Annotated in this window: 21 protein-coding genes; 1 reads left to right on the forward strand and 20 read right to left on the reverse strand. The window is 46.7% G+C overall.

Features of this window, described 5'->3' with window-relative positions:
- Positions 1 to 67: 67 nt before the first annotated feature.
- The 5 genes from J3P35_RS10865 to J3P35_RS10885 all read right to left on the reverse strand — a co-directional run bounded on the left by J3P35_RS10865 (position 68) and on the right by J3P35_RS10885 (position 5456).
- Positions 68 to 955 (reverse strand): DUF3822 family protein, encoded by an 888-nt coding sequence (locus J3P35_RS10865; protein ID WP_210464628.1) that lies wholly within the window; start codon positions 953 to 955, stop codon positions 68 to 70.
- 264 nt (positions 956 to 1219) lie between these two features.
- Positions 1220 to 2356: an FAD-dependent monooxygenase gene (locus J3P35_RS10870; RefSeq protein WP_210464629.1), complete on the reverse strand. Its 1137-nt coding sequence runs from the start codon at positions 2354 to 2356 to the stop codon at positions 1220 to 1222.
- 60 nt (positions 2357 to 2416) lie between these two features.
- Complete coding sequence (locus J3P35_RS10875; RefSeq protein WP_210464630.1) at positions 2417 to 3502, reverse strand: 3-oxoacyl-ACP synthase III family protein; 1086 nt, start codon at positions 3500 to 3502, stop codon at positions 2417 to 2419.
- Between the two features lie 698 nt (positions 3503 to 4200).
- Positions 4201 to 4548 carry an MmcQ/YjbR family DNA-binding protein gene (locus J3P35_RS10880; RefSeq protein WP_210464631.1) on the reverse strand — a complete coding sequence of 116 codons (348 nt, stop codon included), beginning with the start codon at positions 4546 to 4548 and terminating at the stop codon, positions 4201 to 4203.
- 80 nt (positions 4549 to 4628) lie between these two features.
- The gene (locus tag J3P35_RS10885) at positions 4629 to 5456 is read right to left on the reverse strand and encodes an ion transporter (protein WP_210464632.1); all 828 of its coding nucleotides are present in this window, start codon (positions 5454 to 5456) and stop codon (positions 4629 to 4631) included.
- Positions 5457 to 5703: 247 nt separating this feature from the next.
- On the opposite strand from J3P35_RS10885, the gene J3P35_RS10890 reads away from it, so the two are divergent.
- Positions 5704 to 7539, forward strand: a complete 1836-nt coding sequence (locus J3P35_RS10890; RefSeq protein ID WP_210464633.1) for a glycoside hydrolase family 10 protein — start codon at positions 5704 to 5706, stop codon at positions 7537 to 7539.
- A gap of 78 nt (positions 7540 to 7617) precedes the next feature.
- Here J3P35_RS10890 and J3P35_RS10895 read toward each other — a convergent pair whose 3' ends face one another.
- From J3P35_RS10895 to J3P35_RS10965, 15 genes are all read right to left on the reverse strand, one after another.
- Complete coding sequence (locus J3P35_RS10895; protein WP_210464634.1) at positions 7618 to 8202, reverse strand: c-type cytochrome; 585 nt, start codon at positions 8200 to 8202, stop codon at positions 7618 to 7620.
- 65 nt (positions 8203 to 8267) lie between these two features.
- Entirely contained in the window at positions 8268 to 8702 is a 435-nt protein-coding gene (locus tag J3P35_RS10900; RefSeq protein ID WP_210464635.1) for a hypothetical protein, read from the reverse strand.
- A gap of 513 nt (positions 8703 to 9215) precedes the next feature.
- A complete protein-coding gene (locus J3P35_RS10905; RefSeq protein ID WP_210464636.1) occupies positions 9216 to 9950 on the reverse strand; it encodes a cupin domain-containing protein in 735 nt (244 codons plus the stop codon).
- Positions 9951 to 10306: 356 nt separating this feature from the next.
- A complete protein-coding gene (locus J3P35_RS10910; protein WP_210464637.1) occupies positions 10307 to 11584 on the reverse strand; it encodes an outer membrane beta-barrel protein in 1278 nt (425 codons plus the stop codon).
- Positions 11585 to 11656: 72 nt separating this feature from the next.
- Positions 11657 to 12124, reverse strand: a complete 468-nt coding sequence (locus tag J3P35_RS10915; RefSeq protein WP_210464638.1) for an SRPBCC family protein — start codon at positions 12122 to 12124, stop codon at positions 11657 to 11659.
- Positions 12125 to 12215: 91 nt separating this feature from the next.
- Positions 12216 to 12581 (reverse strand): DUF2200 domain-containing protein, encoded by a 366-nt coding sequence (locus J3P35_RS10920; protein WP_210464639.1) that lies wholly within the window; start codon positions 12579 to 12581, stop codon positions 12216 to 12218.
- Position 12582: 1 nt separating this feature from the next.
- The gene (locus J3P35_RS10925; protein ID WP_210464640.1) at positions 12583 to 12975 is read right to left on the reverse strand and encodes a DUF1801 domain-containing protein; all 393 of its coding nucleotides are present in this window, start codon (positions 12973 to 12975) and stop codon (positions 12583 to 12585) included.
- A 28-nt stretch (positions 12976 to 13003) separates the two neighbouring features.
- Positions 13004 to 13441 carry a VOC family protein gene (locus J3P35_RS10930; protein ID WP_123128710.1) on the reverse strand — a complete coding sequence of 146 codons (438 nt, stop codon included), beginning with the start codon at positions 13439 to 13441 and terminating at the stop codon, positions 13004 to 13006.
- Positions 13442 to 13536: 95 nt separating this feature from the next.
- On the reverse strand, positions 13537 to 13893 hold the full coding sequence (locus tag J3P35_RS10935) for a hypothetical protein (protein ID WP_210464641.1): 357 nt from the start codon (positions 13891 to 13893) through the stop codon (positions 13537 to 13539).
- Between the two features lie 100 nt (positions 13894 to 13993).
- Positions 13994 to 14575: a YdeI/OmpD-associated family protein gene (locus J3P35_RS10940; protein WP_210464642.1), complete on the reverse strand. Its 582-nt coding sequence runs from the start codon at positions 14573 to 14575 to the stop codon at positions 13994 to 13996.
- Position 14576: 1 nt separating this feature from the next.
- Positions 14577 to 14969 (reverse strand): RidA family protein, encoded by a 393-nt coding sequence (locus J3P35_RS10945; protein ID WP_210464643.1) that lies wholly within the window; start codon positions 14967 to 14969, stop codon positions 14577 to 14579.
- A 77-nt stretch (positions 14970 to 15046) separates the two neighbouring features.
- Positions 15047 to 15739: a helix-turn-helix transcriptional regulator gene (locus J3P35_RS10950; protein WP_210464644.1), complete on the reverse strand. Its 693-nt coding sequence runs from the start codon at positions 15737 to 15739 to the stop codon at positions 15047 to 15049.
- Between the two features lie 109 nt (positions 15740 to 15848).
- The gene (locus J3P35_RS10955; RefSeq protein ID WP_210464645.1) at positions 15849 to 16622 is read right to left on the reverse strand and encodes a hypothetical protein; all 774 of its coding nucleotides are present in this window, start codon (positions 16620 to 16622) and stop codon (positions 15849 to 15851) included.
- A 231-nt stretch (positions 16623 to 16853) separates the two neighbouring features.
- Complete coding sequence (locus J3P35_RS10960; RefSeq protein WP_210464646.1) at positions 16854 to 17225, reverse strand: hypothetical protein; 372 nt, start codon at positions 17223 to 17225, stop codon at positions 16854 to 16856.
- Positions 17226 to 17326: 101 nt separating this feature from the next.
- Positions 17327 to 17782, reverse strand: coding sequence for a hypothetical protein (locus J3P35_RS10965; protein WP_210464647.1), 456 nt, complete (start codon positions 17780 to 17782; stop codon positions 17327 to 17329).
- Between the last annotated feature and the right edge of the window lie 139 nt (positions 17783 to 17921).

Raw genomic sequence — 17921 nt, forward strand, 5'->3', positions numbered from 1 at the left:
TCCTTCACTCAACCACTCCTTATTCATTCTCTCAATCATTAAATTACTCATTCAATCAATAACACACTCAATCGCAAAAGTGAAGGCTGTAGAGGTCAAAATTCTGGTGGTTGAACAGGGTGTCAAAACGGTAGCTGAACCCTACGCCGGTGGGTTTTTTCCCGAACTGCACGTGCCGGATATAGGTTCGGAGAACTTCATGCAGTTGTGAGTCCAGGAGTAATTCTCCCCACACCGTGACCTGGTCCTGGTCGGGGTTCATCTTCTTTTCTTGAAGCACAAACAGCACGTAGTAGATGAAGTCTTCTGAGGACGTGAAAAAGAAAGAGTTGCAGAACTCCAGTTTCAGGCCTTGCAGCACCACCAGCGTCACGTAGTTCTTGTCTACGTAGATGAAAAGCTGGGGCCTTGAACTGCGCTCGGCCATGTGCAGAATCCCTTCCATCAGCGCCGAGGTCTGGTGCACAAACTCAATGGGGCTATTCTGGAAATGGGTATCCGACCAAGCCTCCAGGGAAGCCGGAACCGTGAACACGTTGATAAGCTCTAACCGGGGATGCTCGTGGTGGTGCACTAACTCCAGTTCCGGTTCTACCACGGCATTCAGCTTCAGGTACTCTTCGCGGGCATTCAGGTCAAAAAGGGCCTCGGGGATGAGGGTAAACTGCTGGTTCTTGATCCCGATGCGTACCTGCTGCCATTTTCTCTCCTCCAGTAGGGGAGAGACGCTCCGCAATTGCTGTAGTTGCGAGATGGCGTTTTCCACCGAGGAAGGACTTTCGGCCTCATAATCTTCCAAGGCAACGAATTTATTGCGCTGGGCATCCAGCACCCCCAAACGGATGCGGTGGGCCCCGAAATTGATGTATAGGTGAGCGCTGGCACTGGAGCTAGGGTCAAAAGCGTCATCTAGGACGCGTTGCGTCTGTCTGAAAGCCGGCACGGACGTAGTCAAGGGTAAGTCTTAGGTGAAAAATGAATTACAATATTACTCAAATTATGCCTACTCCCCATGCCGCCCCGCCAGATTGCTGCGGATTCGCCCGATTAGTCAAGCTCCAGGCCATTGGCTACTAGCCTTAAGCGAGGTCAAGGAACTCACCAGAAGCGGATGAGGAGCTGCTATTTTCCGTGAAAGTATATTCCCTTTTACACCTGTTTTTTAGAAAAGAGGTGTAAAACATTAACTGCGGTTTTAGCCCAAATAAAAAGAAGCAGATCAGAAATCCACGGAGTAGATCTTTTCCAATTGCTTGTCATTGATCCAGGTCGGCAGGTGGCGCAACGCAAAATTGCGGGCCTTCATGTACAAAGGGTTTTTATTTTGAGCCACTTCTCCCAGGAACTTGGACTGTCTGGTAATCCAATGGGTGCGGGGCATGCGGCGGGCCTCAAAACGTTTGGCGGCCAGGTTGAAGTCAAAGTCTTTCTTCAGCTCATCGGCGAAGACAATGGCGTCTTCCACGGCTTGGCATGCTCCCTGGCCCATATTGGGAGTGGTAGCGTGCCCGGCATCGCCCAGCAGCAATACATTCTGGAAAGCGAACTGCGGTAACGGTGCCAGGTCATAGAGATCGTGCCAGAGTAGTTCCTCGGGTTTGGTGTGCAGGAACAGCTCAGGGATAGGGGCGTGATAATGCTTAAAGTGCCGCTGCAGATCCTCTACCCGCATGGCTTTCATTCTGGGGTCTTGTTCCGGTGCGTTGATGCAGGCAAACCAGTAAATCTTGTTTCCTTTCAAAGGTGTCCAACCCACACGGCCGGCTTTGCCCCAGGTCTCTGAAGCGTAGATACTGTCCAGCCCGGGGTTCTCAATGATGGCGCGCCAGCAGGTGTAACCCGCGTACCGGGTCACCGATTGCGGCAGCAACTGCTTCCGGATGGCGGAGTTAATTCCGTCCGCTACCAGCAGATGGTCAAAAGTTGCGGTTTCCCCGTCCTGAAAATGCACAGTGATTCCCGCGGGAGTAGAAGTGGTGCTCAGGGCGCGTTTATTGGGGTGCAGGGTATATCCAGGCAGTTGGTTCACCAGAACCCGGTGCAGGGAGGCTCTATGGATGACAAAGTTGTCAAGGCCGTACTTCTCACTAATTTTTCGGCTATCGGTGCGGTTGATGAGGCGGCCGTGCTCGTCAAAAATATGGAAGCCATCAAGGCAGTTCCCTTCGGCAATGACTTTCTCAGCAATGCCTATGCGCTGAAAACCTTTGATGGCATTGGCCGCCAGGGCTAGACCGGCACCCACGGGCTCAAACCTGGGCGCGGCGTCAAACACCTGCGCGGTAAGGCCAATTCGCTGCAAGGCAATGGCGGTGGTCAGTCCGGCTATGCCGCCCCCAATAATTCCAATCTTCATGTGTTCTGTTACTGGTTCCTGAACGTCAAAGGTGAGGCGAAGATACGGCAGGAGAAACCATTAAGGAATTCTATAAACCACCGCATTGGCATTCATGCCGGCCCCTACGGAGGCGAACACCAGCACCTCACCACTCTGAAAACGGTGGCCGTCCATTTCACCGTGGGCCACCAAATCATAAAGCACCGGCAGGGTAGCCACCGAGTTGTTGCCCAGCGTCCCGATGGTCATCGGCATGATGTCTACGGGAATGTTTTCCTCGCCATACAGTTTGAATAGTCGGTCCAGCATGGCCTCGTCCATCTTCTCGTTGGCCTGGTGAATGAGCACTTTCTTCACCTCAGACAGCGTTATGTTGGCTTTATCCAGGCAGTCTTTGATGAGTTGCGGAACCCGCGTCAGGGCGTATTCATAGATCTTGCGACCATCCATTTTGATGTAGAGGTTCTCGCGGGAAAGGTCTGGGTTGTAAGAAGGGGAGGAGTTGAGCCAGAAGGCCTGCGTGAGGGTGTCTGACACGGTAAGGTGCTGCAGAATGCCGTTTTTGGCTTCGCCCGGGTGGGCCTCCAGAATCACGGCCCCGGCGCCGTCTGAGTAAATCATGCTGTCGCGGTCATGGGCATCAGAAACCCTGGACAGCGTCTCCGTCCCGATGACCAAGATGCGTTTGGCATCACCGGACTGAAGGTAATAGTGCGCCTGAATCACCCCCTGCAACCAACCAGGGCACCCGAAAGGCAAATCATATGCCACGGTGTAGGGGTTGGCAATCTGCAGTTTGTGCTTGATACGCGCCGCCAGCGGCGGCATCATGTCCACCCGCCGGGAGCAGGCTTTCACATCCCCGAAGTTGTGGGCCACAATGATGTAGTCAAGGGTCTCGGGGTCAATGCCGGCATCAGCAATGGCTTCCTGCGCGGCCCTGAATCCCAGGTCTGAGGCCACCAGGTCATCGGTGGCGTATCTTCTCTCTTTGATGCCCGTGATCTGGGTGAATTTCTGGATGATGACTTCATTGGAATTGGGCAATTTCTTACCCGCGGCATCAAAGAACGAATGCTCCAGGAAATCTTCATTGGGTACTATTTTAGTAGGCAGGAATCTCCCGGACCCGGTAATGACAGTTGAAAGCGTATGGGGCAACATAATAGGTAAAAACACAAGTGGTGAAGGGTAACAGCAGGTTTCAGGCGTTCTGGGGGATGGGCCTGGATGGGAGTTCCTCCAGGAAAAATGAAAGAGGAAGCCCGGTTATTATCCGCTGCAAAGTCAAGGTGCAGATTATTTTTCGGAAACCAAAAAAAGCCAGCCCGGAAAAAGCAAAACCAATGGGCAAGTGCTTGTAGTGTAGTAATTTACCTTGTTTTAAGAAATAAGCCCAAAAACGGCAGATTAGGAATAAATACGTAAAGCATCTCTAAGAACCCAGTAGATGTACTGGTTACGGAAGCTAAGGTGAGGCAAGAGCGAATAACTATTCAAATAACAGTTTCCAGCCACCCAAAAGCACGAAAAGCCAGATCAAGCCTTTGATCAGGAAAAACAGGAATCCGGCAACGCCTATCCTTTTTAAGCCTTTTTTCCAGTTTGACATAGTCTTAAATAGGGGTTATACGAAAATATGCACGTTTAAAGCTACCAGGTACAAACGTGTTTTTAAGCCATTTTGTATAAAACAGTTCAAAAAGAGGAAACACCCGTTCACTGGCCTCCTCCACAAAAAGTGAAAAGCTTGCCTCCTTTACCCCTGCCAGATAACTGAGGAAATTACCCTATAGTCAACTGACAGGAGAAGGTTTATAGGTCTAAACAAGAGTTTCAGGCCCAGAGAACTCCACTTAAGGCTACACCAGCCCGGCCAGTTTCAGGTCCTTTTTGGAGAGTTTGTTTTTCTTGAGTTCATAAGATTGCCTGATGAGGCTTTCCAGTCTGGTTTTCTCTAGGGCAAAAGGATTCTCCAGGAGCACCCATTTATAGCGGGCCAGGTAAGGGGCCGGAATAATGCCGGGCAGGGCAATCAGCTCTTCAAATTCATGGTCCAGCACCTGCATAGAGAAAGTGAAGGGCGGTTCCATGCTGGCCACGCAGAACATCTTGCCACCCAAAGAAAAACAAAGGTCGTGGCCCCATTTGATGTCTTCGGTCACGGCCGGGAAAGACAGGCAAAGCGTCCGTAATGATTCAAGATTCATGTGGTCAATTCAATTTAGGTCCCGAAAGATAAGCCGGTTTAAGGGCACTTTTAGCAAAATCGGGCTTAAAATAGAGCGGCTTACTTCATGCGCACCAGCGGGTTCCCGCAATTAGAGCAGTAGTTATCGGTTTTGTCTACCTCCCGGTCACAGTTATTACAGGTAAGTGGAGGGCCAGCAGGGACGGTTCCTGCCGCTTTCACTTTGGACAGTTCTACAGTTACAATGCCGGTTGGCACCGCAATGATGGCGTAACCAATGAGCATCACCAAAGAGGAAATCACCTGCCCGGTGGCCGTCTTGGGGGTAATGTCTCCGTACCCCACCGTGGTGATGGTGACAATGGCCCAGTAGATGCTTTGCGGGATGCTGGTAAACCCGTTTTCTTCTCCTTCTACTACATAAATCACCGTCCCAATCACCAGCACCAGGGCACAGACGGTGAGGATGAAGACCGTGATTTTCTGCATACTGGCGACCAGCGCACTCCTGATGATCTGGGCGTTCTCCACGTAGCTGGTGAGCTTCAGAATTCGGAAAACGCGCAGTAAACGCAGAATCCTGATGGCCATGATGTACCGGAGGCTGGGCACGAAGATCGCCAGGTAAGTAGGAATGACGGATAAGAAATCTATGATCCCGAAGAAGCTGAACATGTACTTCAACGGCCTGGGGTTACTGTAGATGCGCAGCAGGTATTCCAGGGTAAACGCCGCGGTGAAGACCATCTCCAGGGCCCTGAAATACACATTGAACAACTGCCGGTAAGAAGGAACACTCTCCAGGCAAACGGTGAGGGTAGAAAGCAGAATCATCCACAGCAGGACCACGTCAAACCGGCGGCCGGCTGGCGTGTCGGTGCCATGAATGATAATGTAGATCTTTTTCCTCAGCGCGGCATTTCCCATAAGTGATTCTTTTGATGTTCTGGCGAAGAATAAAGGTAAACTGCCAATAGTACACAGAAAATACCGCAGAGTTGCGCAATGGCCAAGACTAAATTCTAAGGGAAGGCAAAATTCTGAGGACGGACGGAGGTTCTCAGAAGGGCAGGTCCAGCTAAATTTGAGGCGAACCCTGTATTTAACTCCCTAATCCTTACCTTTGTAGAACATTTCCCAGAACTTACCCCAGCTACATCACCCTTTATCGCTTATGCTGAAGCCTCTTAGACTTCTTTTTGCGCTTGCCCTTTTCCTTTCCCTGACCCAGGTTTCTGCCCAGGAACTTCCCAACCGCGAGTTCCGGGGCGTGTGGGTAGCCACCGTGGCCAACCTGGACTGGCCCGTACGCGGCGCCTCCCCAGAAAGCCAGAAAGCTGCTTTACGGGCAATGTTTGACAAGATCAAGGAAGCCAACCTGAACGTGGTTTTCTTCCAGATAAGAACCGAGTGCGATGCTTTTTACCGATCCAGCAAGGAGCCCTGGTCCAGGTTTTTGACCGGTACTCAAGGCAAAGACCCCGGCTACGACCCCCTGGCCTTTGCCATTGAGGAGGCCCACGCCCGCGGCCTGGAACTACACGCCTGGTTTAATCCGTACCGCGTGAGCACAGTCCCCAACCCGGCGGTGTACAATGCCCAGCACGTCTCTAAATCCCGGCCCGAGTGGCTTCTGAGTTTCTCTAACGGCAAGAAGATCTTGAACCCGGGCCTGCCCGAGGTGCGCCAGTACATTGCCTCGCTCATCAAAGAAGTGACCCAGAACTACGCCATTGACGGCGTCCATTTCGATGACTATTTCTATCCGTACCCCGAAGGCACTTTTAACGGCATCTCCTCAGAAGACGCCCAGACTTTTCAGCAGTACGGGGCTGGGTTTGCCAGCATCAAAGACTGGCGGCGCTATAACGTAAATGAGACCCTGCGCCTGGTCAATGCCCAGATCAAAGAAACCAAGCCCCAGGTACGGTTTGGCGTGAGCCCCTTCGGGATTTGGAAGAACAACGAGCCGGCGGGTATCTCGGGGATGGATGCCTACAACGCCATCTACGCCGATGCCGTCTATTGGCTGGACAACCACTACGTAGACTACCTCACGCCGCAGCTCTACTGGGCCATCGGCGGACGCCAGGATTACCGCAAACTGCTGTATTGGTGGTCAGACAAAGCGGCCAATGCCTCCAGGCACCTGTATCCGGGCCACATCGTGCAACAAACAGGATTTACGCCAGAGGAAGTGCCTCACCAGATTGAGATCTCGCGCTCAAACCAGGAGAAAAACGCTTTGGGCAGTGTCATCTTCCGGGCGGCCAATATCCTCAACAATTCCAACCTCATCGCCACCTCGTTCAAAGCCGCTACATTCCGGTTGCCGGCCGCGCCGCCTGCCATGTCCTGGATGACGGGCAAAGCCCCCGCCGCTCCGTCTGGCCTTACCGTGACCCTGAACGAAGCCACTGGCAACTACGAGGTGCGCTGGACCAGAAACCCGTTGAATACCCACGCCTTCAAACGTTACCTGCTGTACACCACCGCTTCTATGCCGGCCACGGGCGCACTAATCCCGGATGGTTCTGTAAGGGCCTTCACCACCGCAGAAACGGTGACCATTGCCGCCGCCGAGGTTCCTTCACCTACCGCTTTCTGGGCCGTGACGGAAATGAGCCCCGCAAACCAGGAGAGCGAATTAAGCAATGTGGTGGTATTAGGAAACACGGTACCGGTGCTGGCCCAGCAAGAGAAGCCTATCTTAACCGTAGACCAATTAGGCCTCGGCAATGGCACCCCGGAGACGGTGGCTTCTCCTGGCACGCCTGTTTCTTCTACTTCCAACAACGTTTATGTGACCATTAACCTGAAGAAGAAATCTGGGGTGAAGGCCGAGCTGTACACCATGGACCGCAAAAAGAAAATTCGCGTTCTGAAGGAGAAATACAAAGCTGGTAACCATACCCTAGCTATCCCGAGGGGCAAAATGGCGCCAGGCACCTACATGCTGGTTTTGGAGTACGCCGGCCAAAGAAGCGTGCAGAAAGTAGTGTTTGATTAAACCCCCTGCCTCTTTATAGATAAAAACAGAGAAAGCTTGCCGTTGGCAAGCTTTCTCTGTTTTGGGGAGGGTGGTAAGTCAATTCCTGGCCAGGGTTTCGGTTTGCTCAGGGAGTGTGGGTTTGAGCACAAAAGCCCGGGCAAACTTACCTAATAGGGTGAATTCGTGGTCAGGTACTTTGTTCTCTATCGGTTTTATGGATCTCAGGTAAGAGACAACTGCGGTGAGTTCTTCGTCATTCATGTTTTGTCCCTGCATGAAAGGCAGCACTGCCTCCCCGTTCTTTTTTACCCCGTAGCGGAGCACGCGGGCAATCTCCCCATCGGTCATGCCCCCAATCCCGGTTTTTACATCTGGGGTGATGTTAGTGGTGAAGATCGTCCCGAAGGGTGTTTCCACTTTCTTATTCCCGGCCAGGGAAGGCTCATGCCCCATTTTCAAAACTGAATCTACGTTCTGGACCGGACTGTGGCACTGCACGCATCCTCTGGTCACCAGAACCAGGTTTTTCCCGCGCTCAATCACTACCAGGTCTTGAGAGGCTTTGATGTCTGGGTAAGGTGCTTCGTAGGTAAGGTGCTGGCGAAGCATGGTAGCCACCGCGGCCCCGGCAATCAGGACCAACAAGACCAGTCCGGTCCATTTAAAAAATTTACGCGCCATGGTATTTGATAGGGTGTAGCCTGAGGTATGGAATATTGAATAAGATATAAATAGAATCCTAGGGTTTAACTGGCAACCGGTTTATAGCTTCTCAAGAGCAGGAATCCTACAATGGAGAAAAACAACACGGCCAAGCCAATGGGCGCCTCCTGCTGTGCATACCAGATGTTGCTATTCTTCAGCAGCGGTTCAACCAGAAAAGGCCCTACTATTCTGGCAAACAGCAGAAACAGGCCAAATACCACCACCGGAGAAAGAATAATGGCCAGAACCCGAACCCATACCGGCCGATGGATGCTCAGCCTGTAGCCCACCCCGGTGGATCCTATGGCCAGCAGGATAATGCCCACCTTCATCAAAAAGGCAGCGGCGCCGGTGTCTATGATCCTGCCGTCTGTGGAAATAATAACCCCCAGCTTGATTGTCCAGGCCAAAGCGCCGCCAATCAATAACAGGGCTGCTACCCGGGTCCAGTTTGAAAAAAGTGCCTTTACTTGCATATGTTTGCGTTTTTATGATTTAATCTGGAATCTATTTAGACCATAAAGCCACCTGCGGGATAATGGTGGTTTTGAGGTAATGTGAACTCAATAAAGGCGATTTCCTGGTGCCGATGTTAGGGTACTTTGGAATGGCTGATACGCCCTATGGAAGCTGATACAATCCCAGCTTACCTGTCGCGCTTTGTGGCTGGTACTTTCGCCTTCTTATCAGGAAGACAGCCTGAACAAAGATTTCCACTATGGGGAGCGGCTGTTTTTTTATGCGGGTTCCCGTTTGGGGCTTATTCGTAGAATAAAGGCTTTAAACACAATTCCTAAAAGAAGCAGGTGATAAAGCCCTTATCCTGAAAGGATTTTGAATACGGGAGTGTGTATTTAGGGTAAACCTGACCATGTGAGAAGCGGGAAGGAGGCAGGGTATTACTTCAAGGCAGGCTATAGGAAACTGGTTAGAAGCGATGGCTCCTAATTTTAGCAACCTATGTTTGAACCTGCTTTAAGGGTTATTACTTAGTTTTTAGGGCTCAGCTTTTTGTCTGAAACAGCCACTTTTGTGGATGGTGCGCTCTGGGTATTATCCTGCTTTTTAGCCTGCTTGTTTTTGTCAAAGGGGAAATAATCTACCACGTCATATTTCCAGACGTTGGTGGGGAAAATCACCACCAGGTTTGCTGTTTCTTCGCCCACGTTCTTAAACGCATGCGGAACCATAGGCGGGATGTTCACCATGTAAGGTGCCTTAATGGTGAAGGTAGTATCGCCTAAGGCATATAGAATATCTCCCTCCAGCAACACATGTGATTCTTCGCCTTCATGCGTGTGCATGGGAGGGTAACCGCCCGGGAAAGTCTCGGTGATACCAATGGTCAGGTTGTTGTACCCATTTCTCTGGCCTTCCATGACATGCACGTATTCGCCGGGGCCTGGGTTAATGGTGGGCATTTTGTCCAGGGTGACGGCGTGGTGGGAGTAATACTTCATGGATGGCGCGGTAAACGGACCCGGCACGGTTCGTCTTTCCAGTACTTTGTGCGGATGGTGCTGGGCATGCAGCCTTACCATGGTTTGGTCTGGAGTAACTTTGTTTTCCTTTACCAGATTACTTAAAGGGAAGGTCTCTTTGGCCTTGCTCTCAGTGGAGGTTTTGCTGGTAGGGGTGTCGTTTTTTTTGGCTGAGCGGCTAGTACAGGAAGAAAAAAGAAGCAGTACAAAAACCGCTAAATAGAAGGGCGAGAAGGCTTTCATGATAAGTGGTTTTTAAAATGAAAGATTTTTTCCTCAGCATTTCAGTTCACATGGCAGATCCGGATGGTGTAATTAAATATACTTTATTTAATGGCTATTTTCTAAAGAATTAACCAAAAAGAGTTGATGCCCAAAGGTTTATCTCTAGTAAAATAAAAGAAGGAGCACCCTGCGGGTCAGACAATTTGTCGTCCCGCAAGCGATACTCCTCCTAATAGCGGGGAGAAGGATATTGGGTGATGGTGATGTACAGATGAACAAACCTGTGTTTGGGGTTCCTTTTGCGGAAACTAGGTCCCAAACATAATGGTCCCCATTTGACTTGGTTTTAACTTGCTCTTGCCGCTGAAAACAGGTTAGAATTGAAAACCCATTTGCAACTGTATATCAGATCTGTAACTATCTAAAGGACCTGCTCCTTTTTTATAAGTTACGCCTATTGAAAAAGGTCTTTTCCCTGTCTTAATGTCAACCCCTGCACCTCCCATAAAATAAAACATGATAGGCTTATCATCATAAGTTGTATCTAAAGACGCTGTATATACCGTTTCTTGACTTGGAGCGCCATCCAAGGGCCCAGACGTGTATTCATACCTTCCTTTCTGATTTAAATAGATGTCACAGCCCGGTCCAAACTTAATGAAGGGCAAAACCGATGCGTTACTTCTGTAGAAGGAGTACTTAAACATGAGGGGGAGTTTAAGAGTGGTGAATTGGATGTTTGTTTTGTAGCTATATAACAAGGGATATAGCGCTAGTTCTTTTTGCGATGTATACTCTGCAATATTCAAAGCGGGAGCCAACTGCAGGAAGTATTTATTCTCCCCTATAAAGTTCAGACTCAGGTCTACCAGTACACCCACTTCATAAGTGAAACTTGGTTTAAAATCTAAGTACTTCCTTACATCATAATCACTGATGTACATGTTGTAAGGCGGAGAATCCAGGTGGGAAAGGCCTCCTGCTACAAATACCCCAAACTTTGATTTAACTCCTTTAGGGACAGGTTTTTCAAATTGCACATATTCCTGGGAGGGAGAACTGAGTTGCTGGTAGGCTTTGGCCAGGGATACCAGATCTTTGATAGTACAAGAGGCTCTATCTATTTTGGGGTGTAAAGAGGGCTGATCCCACATGAGATACTTCAACTGTCCTCTGAATTTCTCCGGAACTGCTTGCCCTTGGTTAATACCACCATTCCTTAAGGTACCGGCAAACTCATCATGATGGTCCAGTTCCACCACCTGGTTTCCTTTTGACACAAAGAAGTGGTCTTTGACATCCTCTTTGTAATAAAATACACTAATCAAACCCTGGGAGACAGATTCAATAAAAACGTCTTCTTCTAACCGGTAATTAAATTGAATGCTGGATAGGTAATTTTTTCCATCCTGAAACCGGTAAGCCCTCAACTGATCAGGGGTATACACTATTTTGTCCTGATCCTGCTCTTTTTTGAAGACGCAGTTTTTGGCGTTGGCTATATCGCTCCGGTAATTGAGGAAGCCTTTTACCGTATCACCTTGTAACGTGATAATGTAACCAGGCCTGAAATCTGTTTGGGCTTTAATTTCTGAAAAAAGGAATAGAAATGTAAGTAGGGAAAAGGCAATCTTGTACTTAAAAGAAATCATGTAAAGTTGTAATGATAGGCTATGGGTATGAATTGGGTTATAAAATGGCAAGATAGGAAATGGTAACTGGTATTAGATAGAGGCCATCCTGGTTAATTCTACCTCTAATTTGTCAAAGTTTTCTTCATTCTTGTCAACCGCAAATTTCTTGATTTTTAAACACTCTTTCTGAGTGTCAAAAAGCATCTTGAAGATGACGCGGGTAGTGTTGGCGGTTACTTCTTCAAAGGTTACCAGTACCTGGAAAAGCGGTTGAGAGTGCCGTTTCCAGTGAATAAGAAATGGGGCGTCTATCCTGATGAACTCACATTCATTATGGTAATTTCCTTTCTCGGGGCCGTGCATGGTAAAACGCCACATACCGCCGGGCCTGAAATCAAACTCATGGAAGGTATTGGTAAACCCCGCCGGACCCCACCAATTCTGTAAGTGGTCTGGATTAGCCCAGGCCAAGAAAACCAGCTCTTTGGAGCCCTTAAAAACACGGGTGCTGACAATCTCGCACTCGTCGGGGGAAGAGGGGATAGGTTCTGCTAACATACCGAGGAAAAGGGTATAGAGTAATGCGTATACTGCAATGGTCACCAGGAAGATAAATATATAAAACAGGCAGATAGAGCATCCTCTGCCTTTACCCCTGGCGCAGAATCTTCTCCAGCTTTTTGCCTTTCGCCAGTTCATCTACCAGCTTATCTAAATACCGGACTTGCTGAGTTAAAGGATTTTCAATTTCTTCAATTCTATAGCCGCAGATGGTGCCGGTGATCAGGTGGGCATTGGGGTTCAGGTTGGCCTCCCGGAAGAATGTCTCAAACGTTGCTTTCTCGTTGACCAATTCCTGCAGCTTCTGGTCATCATACCCCGTGAGCCAATGGATGACCTGGTGCAGTTCTTCTATGGTGCGGCCTTTGCGCTCCACTTTGGTGACATAGTGCGGGTAAACCGAGGAGAAAGTCATGCTGGCTATTCTGGCATCATGCTCGGGTGTTGCTTTCATGTTATTTCAATCTTTCAAGTTGTCCTTTTCTTTTCACCAGGTTCTTGTAGTCCAACTGAATTTCCCTGGCTTTCTTCAGCCAGTTCTTCACCTGGGCTACATCCACCTGTTCAACTGAGGTATAGGTGATGGAGGCATCTTTGAACTTGCCGGTGCCCGCCTTCAACTGCTCTTCCCCAAAATCTGCACCGCTCCAGAACATGAGCCGGACGCCGCCCTTCAGTTTGCTGTACCCTACAATAGGGTTGCCGTCCAGAAACCATACCGGATGGGCATGCCAGATTTTGCTTTCCGCCTCGGTCAGTTCGGCGTCAATAACCCTTGCCAGCAGGTCACAGATTTCCTGGTCGGCCGCTGATTGACTGTGGTGATAAGCCTGTATTTCCTCTTTCATGGTGGTTTTCTTTGGGGTGGCTCCTCGGCTATATTTGTCCCTTATGGTTTGGGTCAAAGTCTACCATCCACTCAATTCCATATTTGTCTCTGAACATACCAAAATAAGAGCCCCAAGGGCTATCAGAAATAGGCATTTCAATTTGCCCGCCTGCTGAGAGTCCATGGAATAGTTTGTCAGCTTCTTCTTTGCTTTCAGCACTAATCACAATTTTGCTTCTGTTCTCATTTTCGTTTGTTCGCCCCAGTACTTCAGGTACATCATTGGCCATCAAGACACTTTTACCAATGGGTAAAGCAATGTGCATGATTTTATCCTTTTCATGATCTGCTACTGGGAATTCAGCGCTTGCCAAATCTTTGAAACGCATTATTCTGGCGAATTCTCCGCCAAATACTGATCTGTAAAAGTTGAATGCTTCTTCTGCATTTCCGTTGAAATTAATGTGTGGGTTTATATTCGCCATAATTTCAAATTGTAACTTGATTTATATATTTAACTAACCTTATTCAAAACACCCGTAACCAAAAGCTATAAGTAATCTTGGATTCTAAATTATTTTTATTTAAATGTTTGGGCTAATTTTATGTAGTGTTCTGATTTAGTAAAATCAACACAGTCTTCTATGGCCCTTTTAAGAAGGAATTTTTCATCTTGAGAAATTCCGGCTCCCCACACAGCTCCTTGGATTGCAAACAATATTTCCTTTTCAAGGTCTGATCTTACTTCAACTTCTTTTCTGTTTAGCAGAAGGCTTCCTGGCCGGGGAAGGTTGTCAAATCTTTTTAAGGTTGCTCTCTGCACAAACTCAATTTCGCAAGTTTGAGAATTTTGGTCTTGCATAACCAAAGTTACCGATCCTCCGTCCATCCAAAGATGAACATCTTCTATGGTTAGCTTTCCTTTGATATTGAACACTCTGAAAATACAGCAGTTACGCCTAACGGCCTAGTGTAAAAAATGTGCAAAGCCGTCGGCCGTGGTATAGTGTTTACACAATGTTAGGCATATGTGCCTTTTACAGCAAGTGTGTTGGCTTTAATTTTTGGCCTGCAAGTTCTACTATTTCAATTATTCGTTTATTCCTTGTCTCAGGCCGCCTGGCAAGTACAAGCCATTGTAATATTGCTTTCCTGGCAGACTTACTCAAGCTTAAAAAGAAGTCTTTTGCAAATGGTTTGCTGGCAAATGCTGTCTCTAAATCTTTTGGGATAATCAAATCTTCCACTTCATCTAATAGGGTCCAGGAACCATTTTGCTTGGCAATTTCAACGCTTTTATAACCAGCATCTGTCATTTGCCCGTTGCCAATCAGTTCCTGCACTTTGATTTTGTTTATTTTTGACCAGGTACTAGTTGGTTTGCGTTTGCTAAAAAACTGATGTGCTGTTTCTTCGTCAACCTTTATTTTTTTACTATCTATCCATCCAAAACATAGTGCCGCATCTACGGCTTCACTCCAAGTAATAGCTTCTTTTGCAGAGCTTTTGTTGTAAAACACAAGCCATACAGCCTGCTTGGAAAGATGGTTTTTCTCTAACCACTTCCACCACGCTGTATAGCTTGTAGGATGAAATATTTCTATCTCTTTCTCTTGCATTTTACTTGACCACAGTAGCCTCAAGCTCAACTGTTAAAGTGGCAAAAAGCCCTTTTACTTCAATTAAAGTTGTTGCTTGCTGGATGCCATGTTTTTGTATAAATGGCACATATACATCCATACAAGTAGTGAAAAATTCCTGCGTTGAGGTTGTGTAGATATTGAGTCTGACAATGTTTTTGCATTCGTAACCCGATTCATCAATCAGTTGCTTTAAATTAGCAATTGTCTGGATTAACTGCGAACGCATATCTGCATTGCTTGGAACTCCGTGGACATCAAGGGCAACTTGTCCTGAGCAATAAAGGGTCCCAGTAACGTTTTTTACTTCAACGGCCTGTACTGAATTGGTGTTTTTACCCCAAACCCAAGGGTCAAATGTTTGCTTTTCCATTTTTTGCAGTGTTTTAAATTTTACAATGCAAAGGTGAAGCACCGTTATGACAGCCCTATGTCAGGGGTTAGAGTGAGTTAATGAAATTTATCGAAATATTCCTGTAACGTCATTTTATGTTGGTCAAACTTTTCGGTTAAAATCTCCAATGCCGTAATTCTGTCTAACCTAAAATATCTAAATCCATTTCTTAGATGACACCATGCTATTAGCAACCAATTTTCTGTGGTGCTAATTAGGGCAAAAGGCTCAATGGTGCGATGGGTTGTTTTATTTTGTTCATTGGTATAGTCTATTCTAACCAAATAAAAATTGGTTAGAGCATATTGTAGTTGTGAAATATTATCACTGTTTCTTTCTCTGTTTAAATTTTGCTCAAAACGGGTACGTTCAGCGAGTAAGTTGACTTTGTCTTTTTCTGTCTGCCTTAAAACTGCTTTTATTTTGTCTATTGCTTCAGTGTAATCCCTGATGAAAGACGTGTCTTTGTTCTTCAGCACTAACTGTTCGGCAAGGATCAAAGCATTGGCCTGGCTTTCAGAAAACATGACAGGCGGGATTTTATATCCTTCCATTAAGGAATACCCCTTACCGTCTTCTGTCAGGATAGGAACACCTGCTTGTTCTAATGCCCTGATGTCTCGGTATATTGTCCTGATGCTAACGTTGAATTTGCCTGCCAGGCTTGCCGCTGTCGTCAGGCGTTTCGTTTGCAGTTGTGTCAAAATTGCAGTCAGCCGTGAAAGTCGCTTTGTATCGTTATCGTTCATTTATTTGTCTGACTGTTAATGTTTGTAGAGTGTTTGGTGGTATTACGCCTCACGTACTGGGCTATGCGGTGGCGAAGCTACCGTATAGGTGTGGTTATTTGCTGGGCTTTTACCGTCTGGATTGTTCATGGACAATTGGAGTAAATGAAAGTCCTTTCAGTTTCTGCTTTTCAATTAAATTTTTGATTCTCTTAGAGACGACTTGAAGTCTTGCTGCACTTCCGCCACTACCAAAATACTCGTTGGTTTGAACAATTTCATAATCTGGGTTGAAAAGGGATTTATTAAAAAGATAACCGCCAATTTGGGGATGATGAAACTTAACTCGTCCGCAACATTTTAGATTTGTGTCTATGTTGCACTCCTCTTCATTATCTGTTTTGCAGGTTACTGTTTTTGTGTTGTAATCATCAAAACCTCTATCCAAAATTGTGTCTATATGCAATTGGAAGATTGACTCAACTTCGCTGTTTTTCTTATGCAGTAGGGGCTTGGAAAATGCGATGCCTTTTACCTTTTCGTTTTCTAAAAATTGTTTAGTTTCTGGCCTTACGAATATTGCCTCAAACTCCCAGTGTAAGCCCCAAAACTGATTCTTGGTTTGTTTTGGTTCTGCTTTCAGCCTATAAGGTGCGTTTTGAATCTTTCCAATGCCACAAACCCCACAATATGCGTCTAAATCAAAAGTGGCCTTTAAGTAACCAAAATCACCTTCGGGTTGAGGATACTGGTATTCTCCTGTGTTTATGACAAACCAGTCTGCATTTTCAATGTCTGCTTTTTCATAGACTGTTCCTACTTGTGAAATTATTCCATAACTGTCAACCGCCTCTTTCAAGTCTTCGAAACCTGTCGTGTCTTCATACAAGTAAAACTCAATCAAGTATTTGAAACTTGGAATTACGCAATGAAGGTCCTCTTTATATTTGTATTCACAAGAGTATCTATCTAGAGTACGTTTGATTGGTCCGATTACATTTGTGTGGCTGTCATATACCAAGTATCTATGTTGAATCCTCATATTTTGTTATTTAGCCTTGCACATAACGGTCTCGTGCATGAGGCGTGCGAGGCCGTCGGCCGTAGCATGGCTTATGCACAATGTTGGGCTACGTTATTCATCTTTTTTATTAGAATCATCTGACGCTGTTTTGCCATAAGCGTCTATAAGTTTTCTGCAAGTCCTGAGGATGTCCGCTTTGTAAGTTAAGTTTACTTCGTCGAACTCATTTTCAAATTCTATCAACTTTTCGATATTCCATTGAAGGCGCTCCGTTCCAATCGGTAATTCATCTACATTCAAGTCATAGTCTCTAAAGATTGAGACATCTATATCATTAGCCTCTTTGTAAGGTTCAAGCCAGCCTATTATCTGGTTCATTTTATAAACCCCAAGAGGTATGGCTACTTGATTGGAAATAATGGCTCTAGCATTTGACACCATTTTGTTTATGAACCTCTGCCTTTCCTTTTCTTCTAGAGTCATTGAATTTTATATATTTTAATGAAGCCCAACGGACTCGTATAAAAGACGGCGAGGCCGTCGGCCGAAGCTGACTTTTATACAATGTTGGGCAAAGTAGTTCTTTAACCGTCTATTAAAACTGCTTGAGGTTCAACTCCGCTAAATTCTACTGTGAATTGGTGGTTTTCATCATGTTCCGTGTCGAATGATAAATCCCATTTCAAAGGTTTCTTATCCTGGTTGGGGATTGTTAAGGCGACCAACTGAAATTCGCTGTCGAAGTTTTTTATTGTGAAGTCTTCTTTCCAATTCCTGAACTCGTCTTCGATTAGTGGCTTGAACTTTATCACCAAGTCGCTGTAGTTTTCCTGAATCCAATTATAAAACTCTTTTTGTTTTTGGTCGGGGCCGTCCTCGTTAGCGGTGATAAAATACTCAATTTCTTTTCCAGTCGGTTTGAAAATTCCTTTTCCTTCAAAGTAGCTTTTCCCTTCGACCTTCATTTTCCTAAACCTTAGATTTCCGAAAAAGTCGTCCTGAATTATTACTGGCTTTTTGAAGATGTCGAATAATCCCATTTTTTATATTTTCTATTTTGCCCAACTACTGTATATAAGGAGCTGTTCCGGTTATTGACACCTTGAACAGAGCCAAACTTCCGTTTATCTGACCAACGGTGGTCAAATAAACGGAACTGCTCCCCCGAATGTAATATAT

The organism is Rufibacter roseolus (assembly GCF_017916365.1).
GTDB classification, from domain to species: Bacteria; Bacteroidota; Bacteroidia; order Cytophagales; family Hymenobacteraceae; genus Nibribacter; species Nibribacter roseolus.

Excerpts from the sequence above, each read along its gene's own strand:
- J3P35_RS10870 (WP_210464629.1), bottom strand. The coding sequence starts at position 2,356 with ATGAAGATTGGAATTATTGGGGGCGGCATAGCCGGACTGACCACCGCC.
- J3P35_RS10875 (WP_210464630.1), bottom strand. The coding sequence starts at position 3,502 with ATGTTGCCCCATACGCTTTCAACTGTCATTACCGGGTCCGGGAGATTC.
- J3P35_RS10880 (WP_210464631.1), bottom strand. The coding sequence starts at position 4,548 with ATGAATCTTGAATCATTACGGACGCTTTGCCTGTCTTTCCCGGCCGTG.
- J3P35_RS10885 (WP_210464632.1), bottom strand. The coding sequence starts at position 5,456 with ATGGGAAATGCCGCGCTGAGGAAAAAGATCTACATTATCATTCATGGC.
- J3P35_RS10890 (WP_210464633.1), top strand. The coding sequence starts at position 5,704 with ATGCTGAAGCCTCTTAGACTTCTTTTTGCGCTTGCCCTTTTCCTTTCC.
- J3P35_RS10895 (WP_210464634.1), bottom strand. The coding sequence starts at position 8,202 with ATGGCGCGTAAATTTTTTAAATGGACCGGACTGGTCTTGTTGGTCCTG.
- J3P35_RS10900 (WP_210464635.1), bottom strand. The coding sequence starts at position 8,702 with ATGCAAGTAAAGGCACTTTTTTCAAACTGGACCCGGGTAGCAGCCCTG.
- J3P35_RS10905 (WP_210464636.1), bottom strand. The coding sequence starts at position 9,950 with ATGAAAGCCTTCTCGCCCTTCTATTTAGCGGTTTTTGTACTGCTTCTT.
- J3P35_RS10910 (WP_210464637.1), bottom strand. The coding sequence starts at position 11,584 with ATGATTTCTTTTAAGTACAAGATTGCCTTTTCCCTACTTACATTTCTA.
- J3P35_RS10915 (WP_210464638.1), bottom strand. The coding sequence starts at position 12,124 with ATGTTAGCAGAACCTATCCCCTCTTCCCCCGACGAGTGCGAGATTGTC.
- J3P35_RS10920 (WP_210464639.1), bottom strand. The coding sequence starts at position 12,581 with ATGAAAGCAACACCCGAGCATGATGCCAGAATAGCCAGCATGACTTTC.
- J3P35_RS10925 (WP_210464640.1), bottom strand. The coding sequence starts at position 12,975 with ATGAAAGAGGAAATACAGGCTTATCACCACAGTCAATCAGCGGCCGAC.
- J3P35_RS10930 (WP_123128710.1), bottom strand. The coding sequence starts at position 13,441 with ATGGCGAATATAAACCCACACATTAATTTCAACGGAAATGCAGAAGAA.
- J3P35_RS10940 (WP_210464642.1), bottom strand. The coding sequence starts at position 14,575 with ATGCAAGAGAAAGAGATAGAAATATTTCATCCTACAAGCTATACAGCG.
- J3P35_RS10945 (WP_210464643.1), bottom strand. The coding sequence starts at position 14,969 with ATGGAAAAGCAAACATTTGACCCTTGGGTTTGGGGTAAAAACACCAAT.
- J3P35_RS10950 (WP_210464644.1), bottom strand. The coding sequence starts at position 15,739 with ATGAACGATAACGATACAAAGCGACTTTCACGGCTGACTGCAATTTTG.
- J3P35_RS10960 (WP_210464646.1), bottom strand. The coding sequence starts at position 17,225 with ATGACTCTAGAAGAAAAGGAAAGGCAGAGGTTCATAAACAAAATGGTG.
- J3P35_RS10965 (WP_210464647.1), bottom strand. The coding sequence starts at position 17,782 with ATGGGATTATTCGACATCTTCAAAAAGCCAGTAATAATTCAGGACGAC.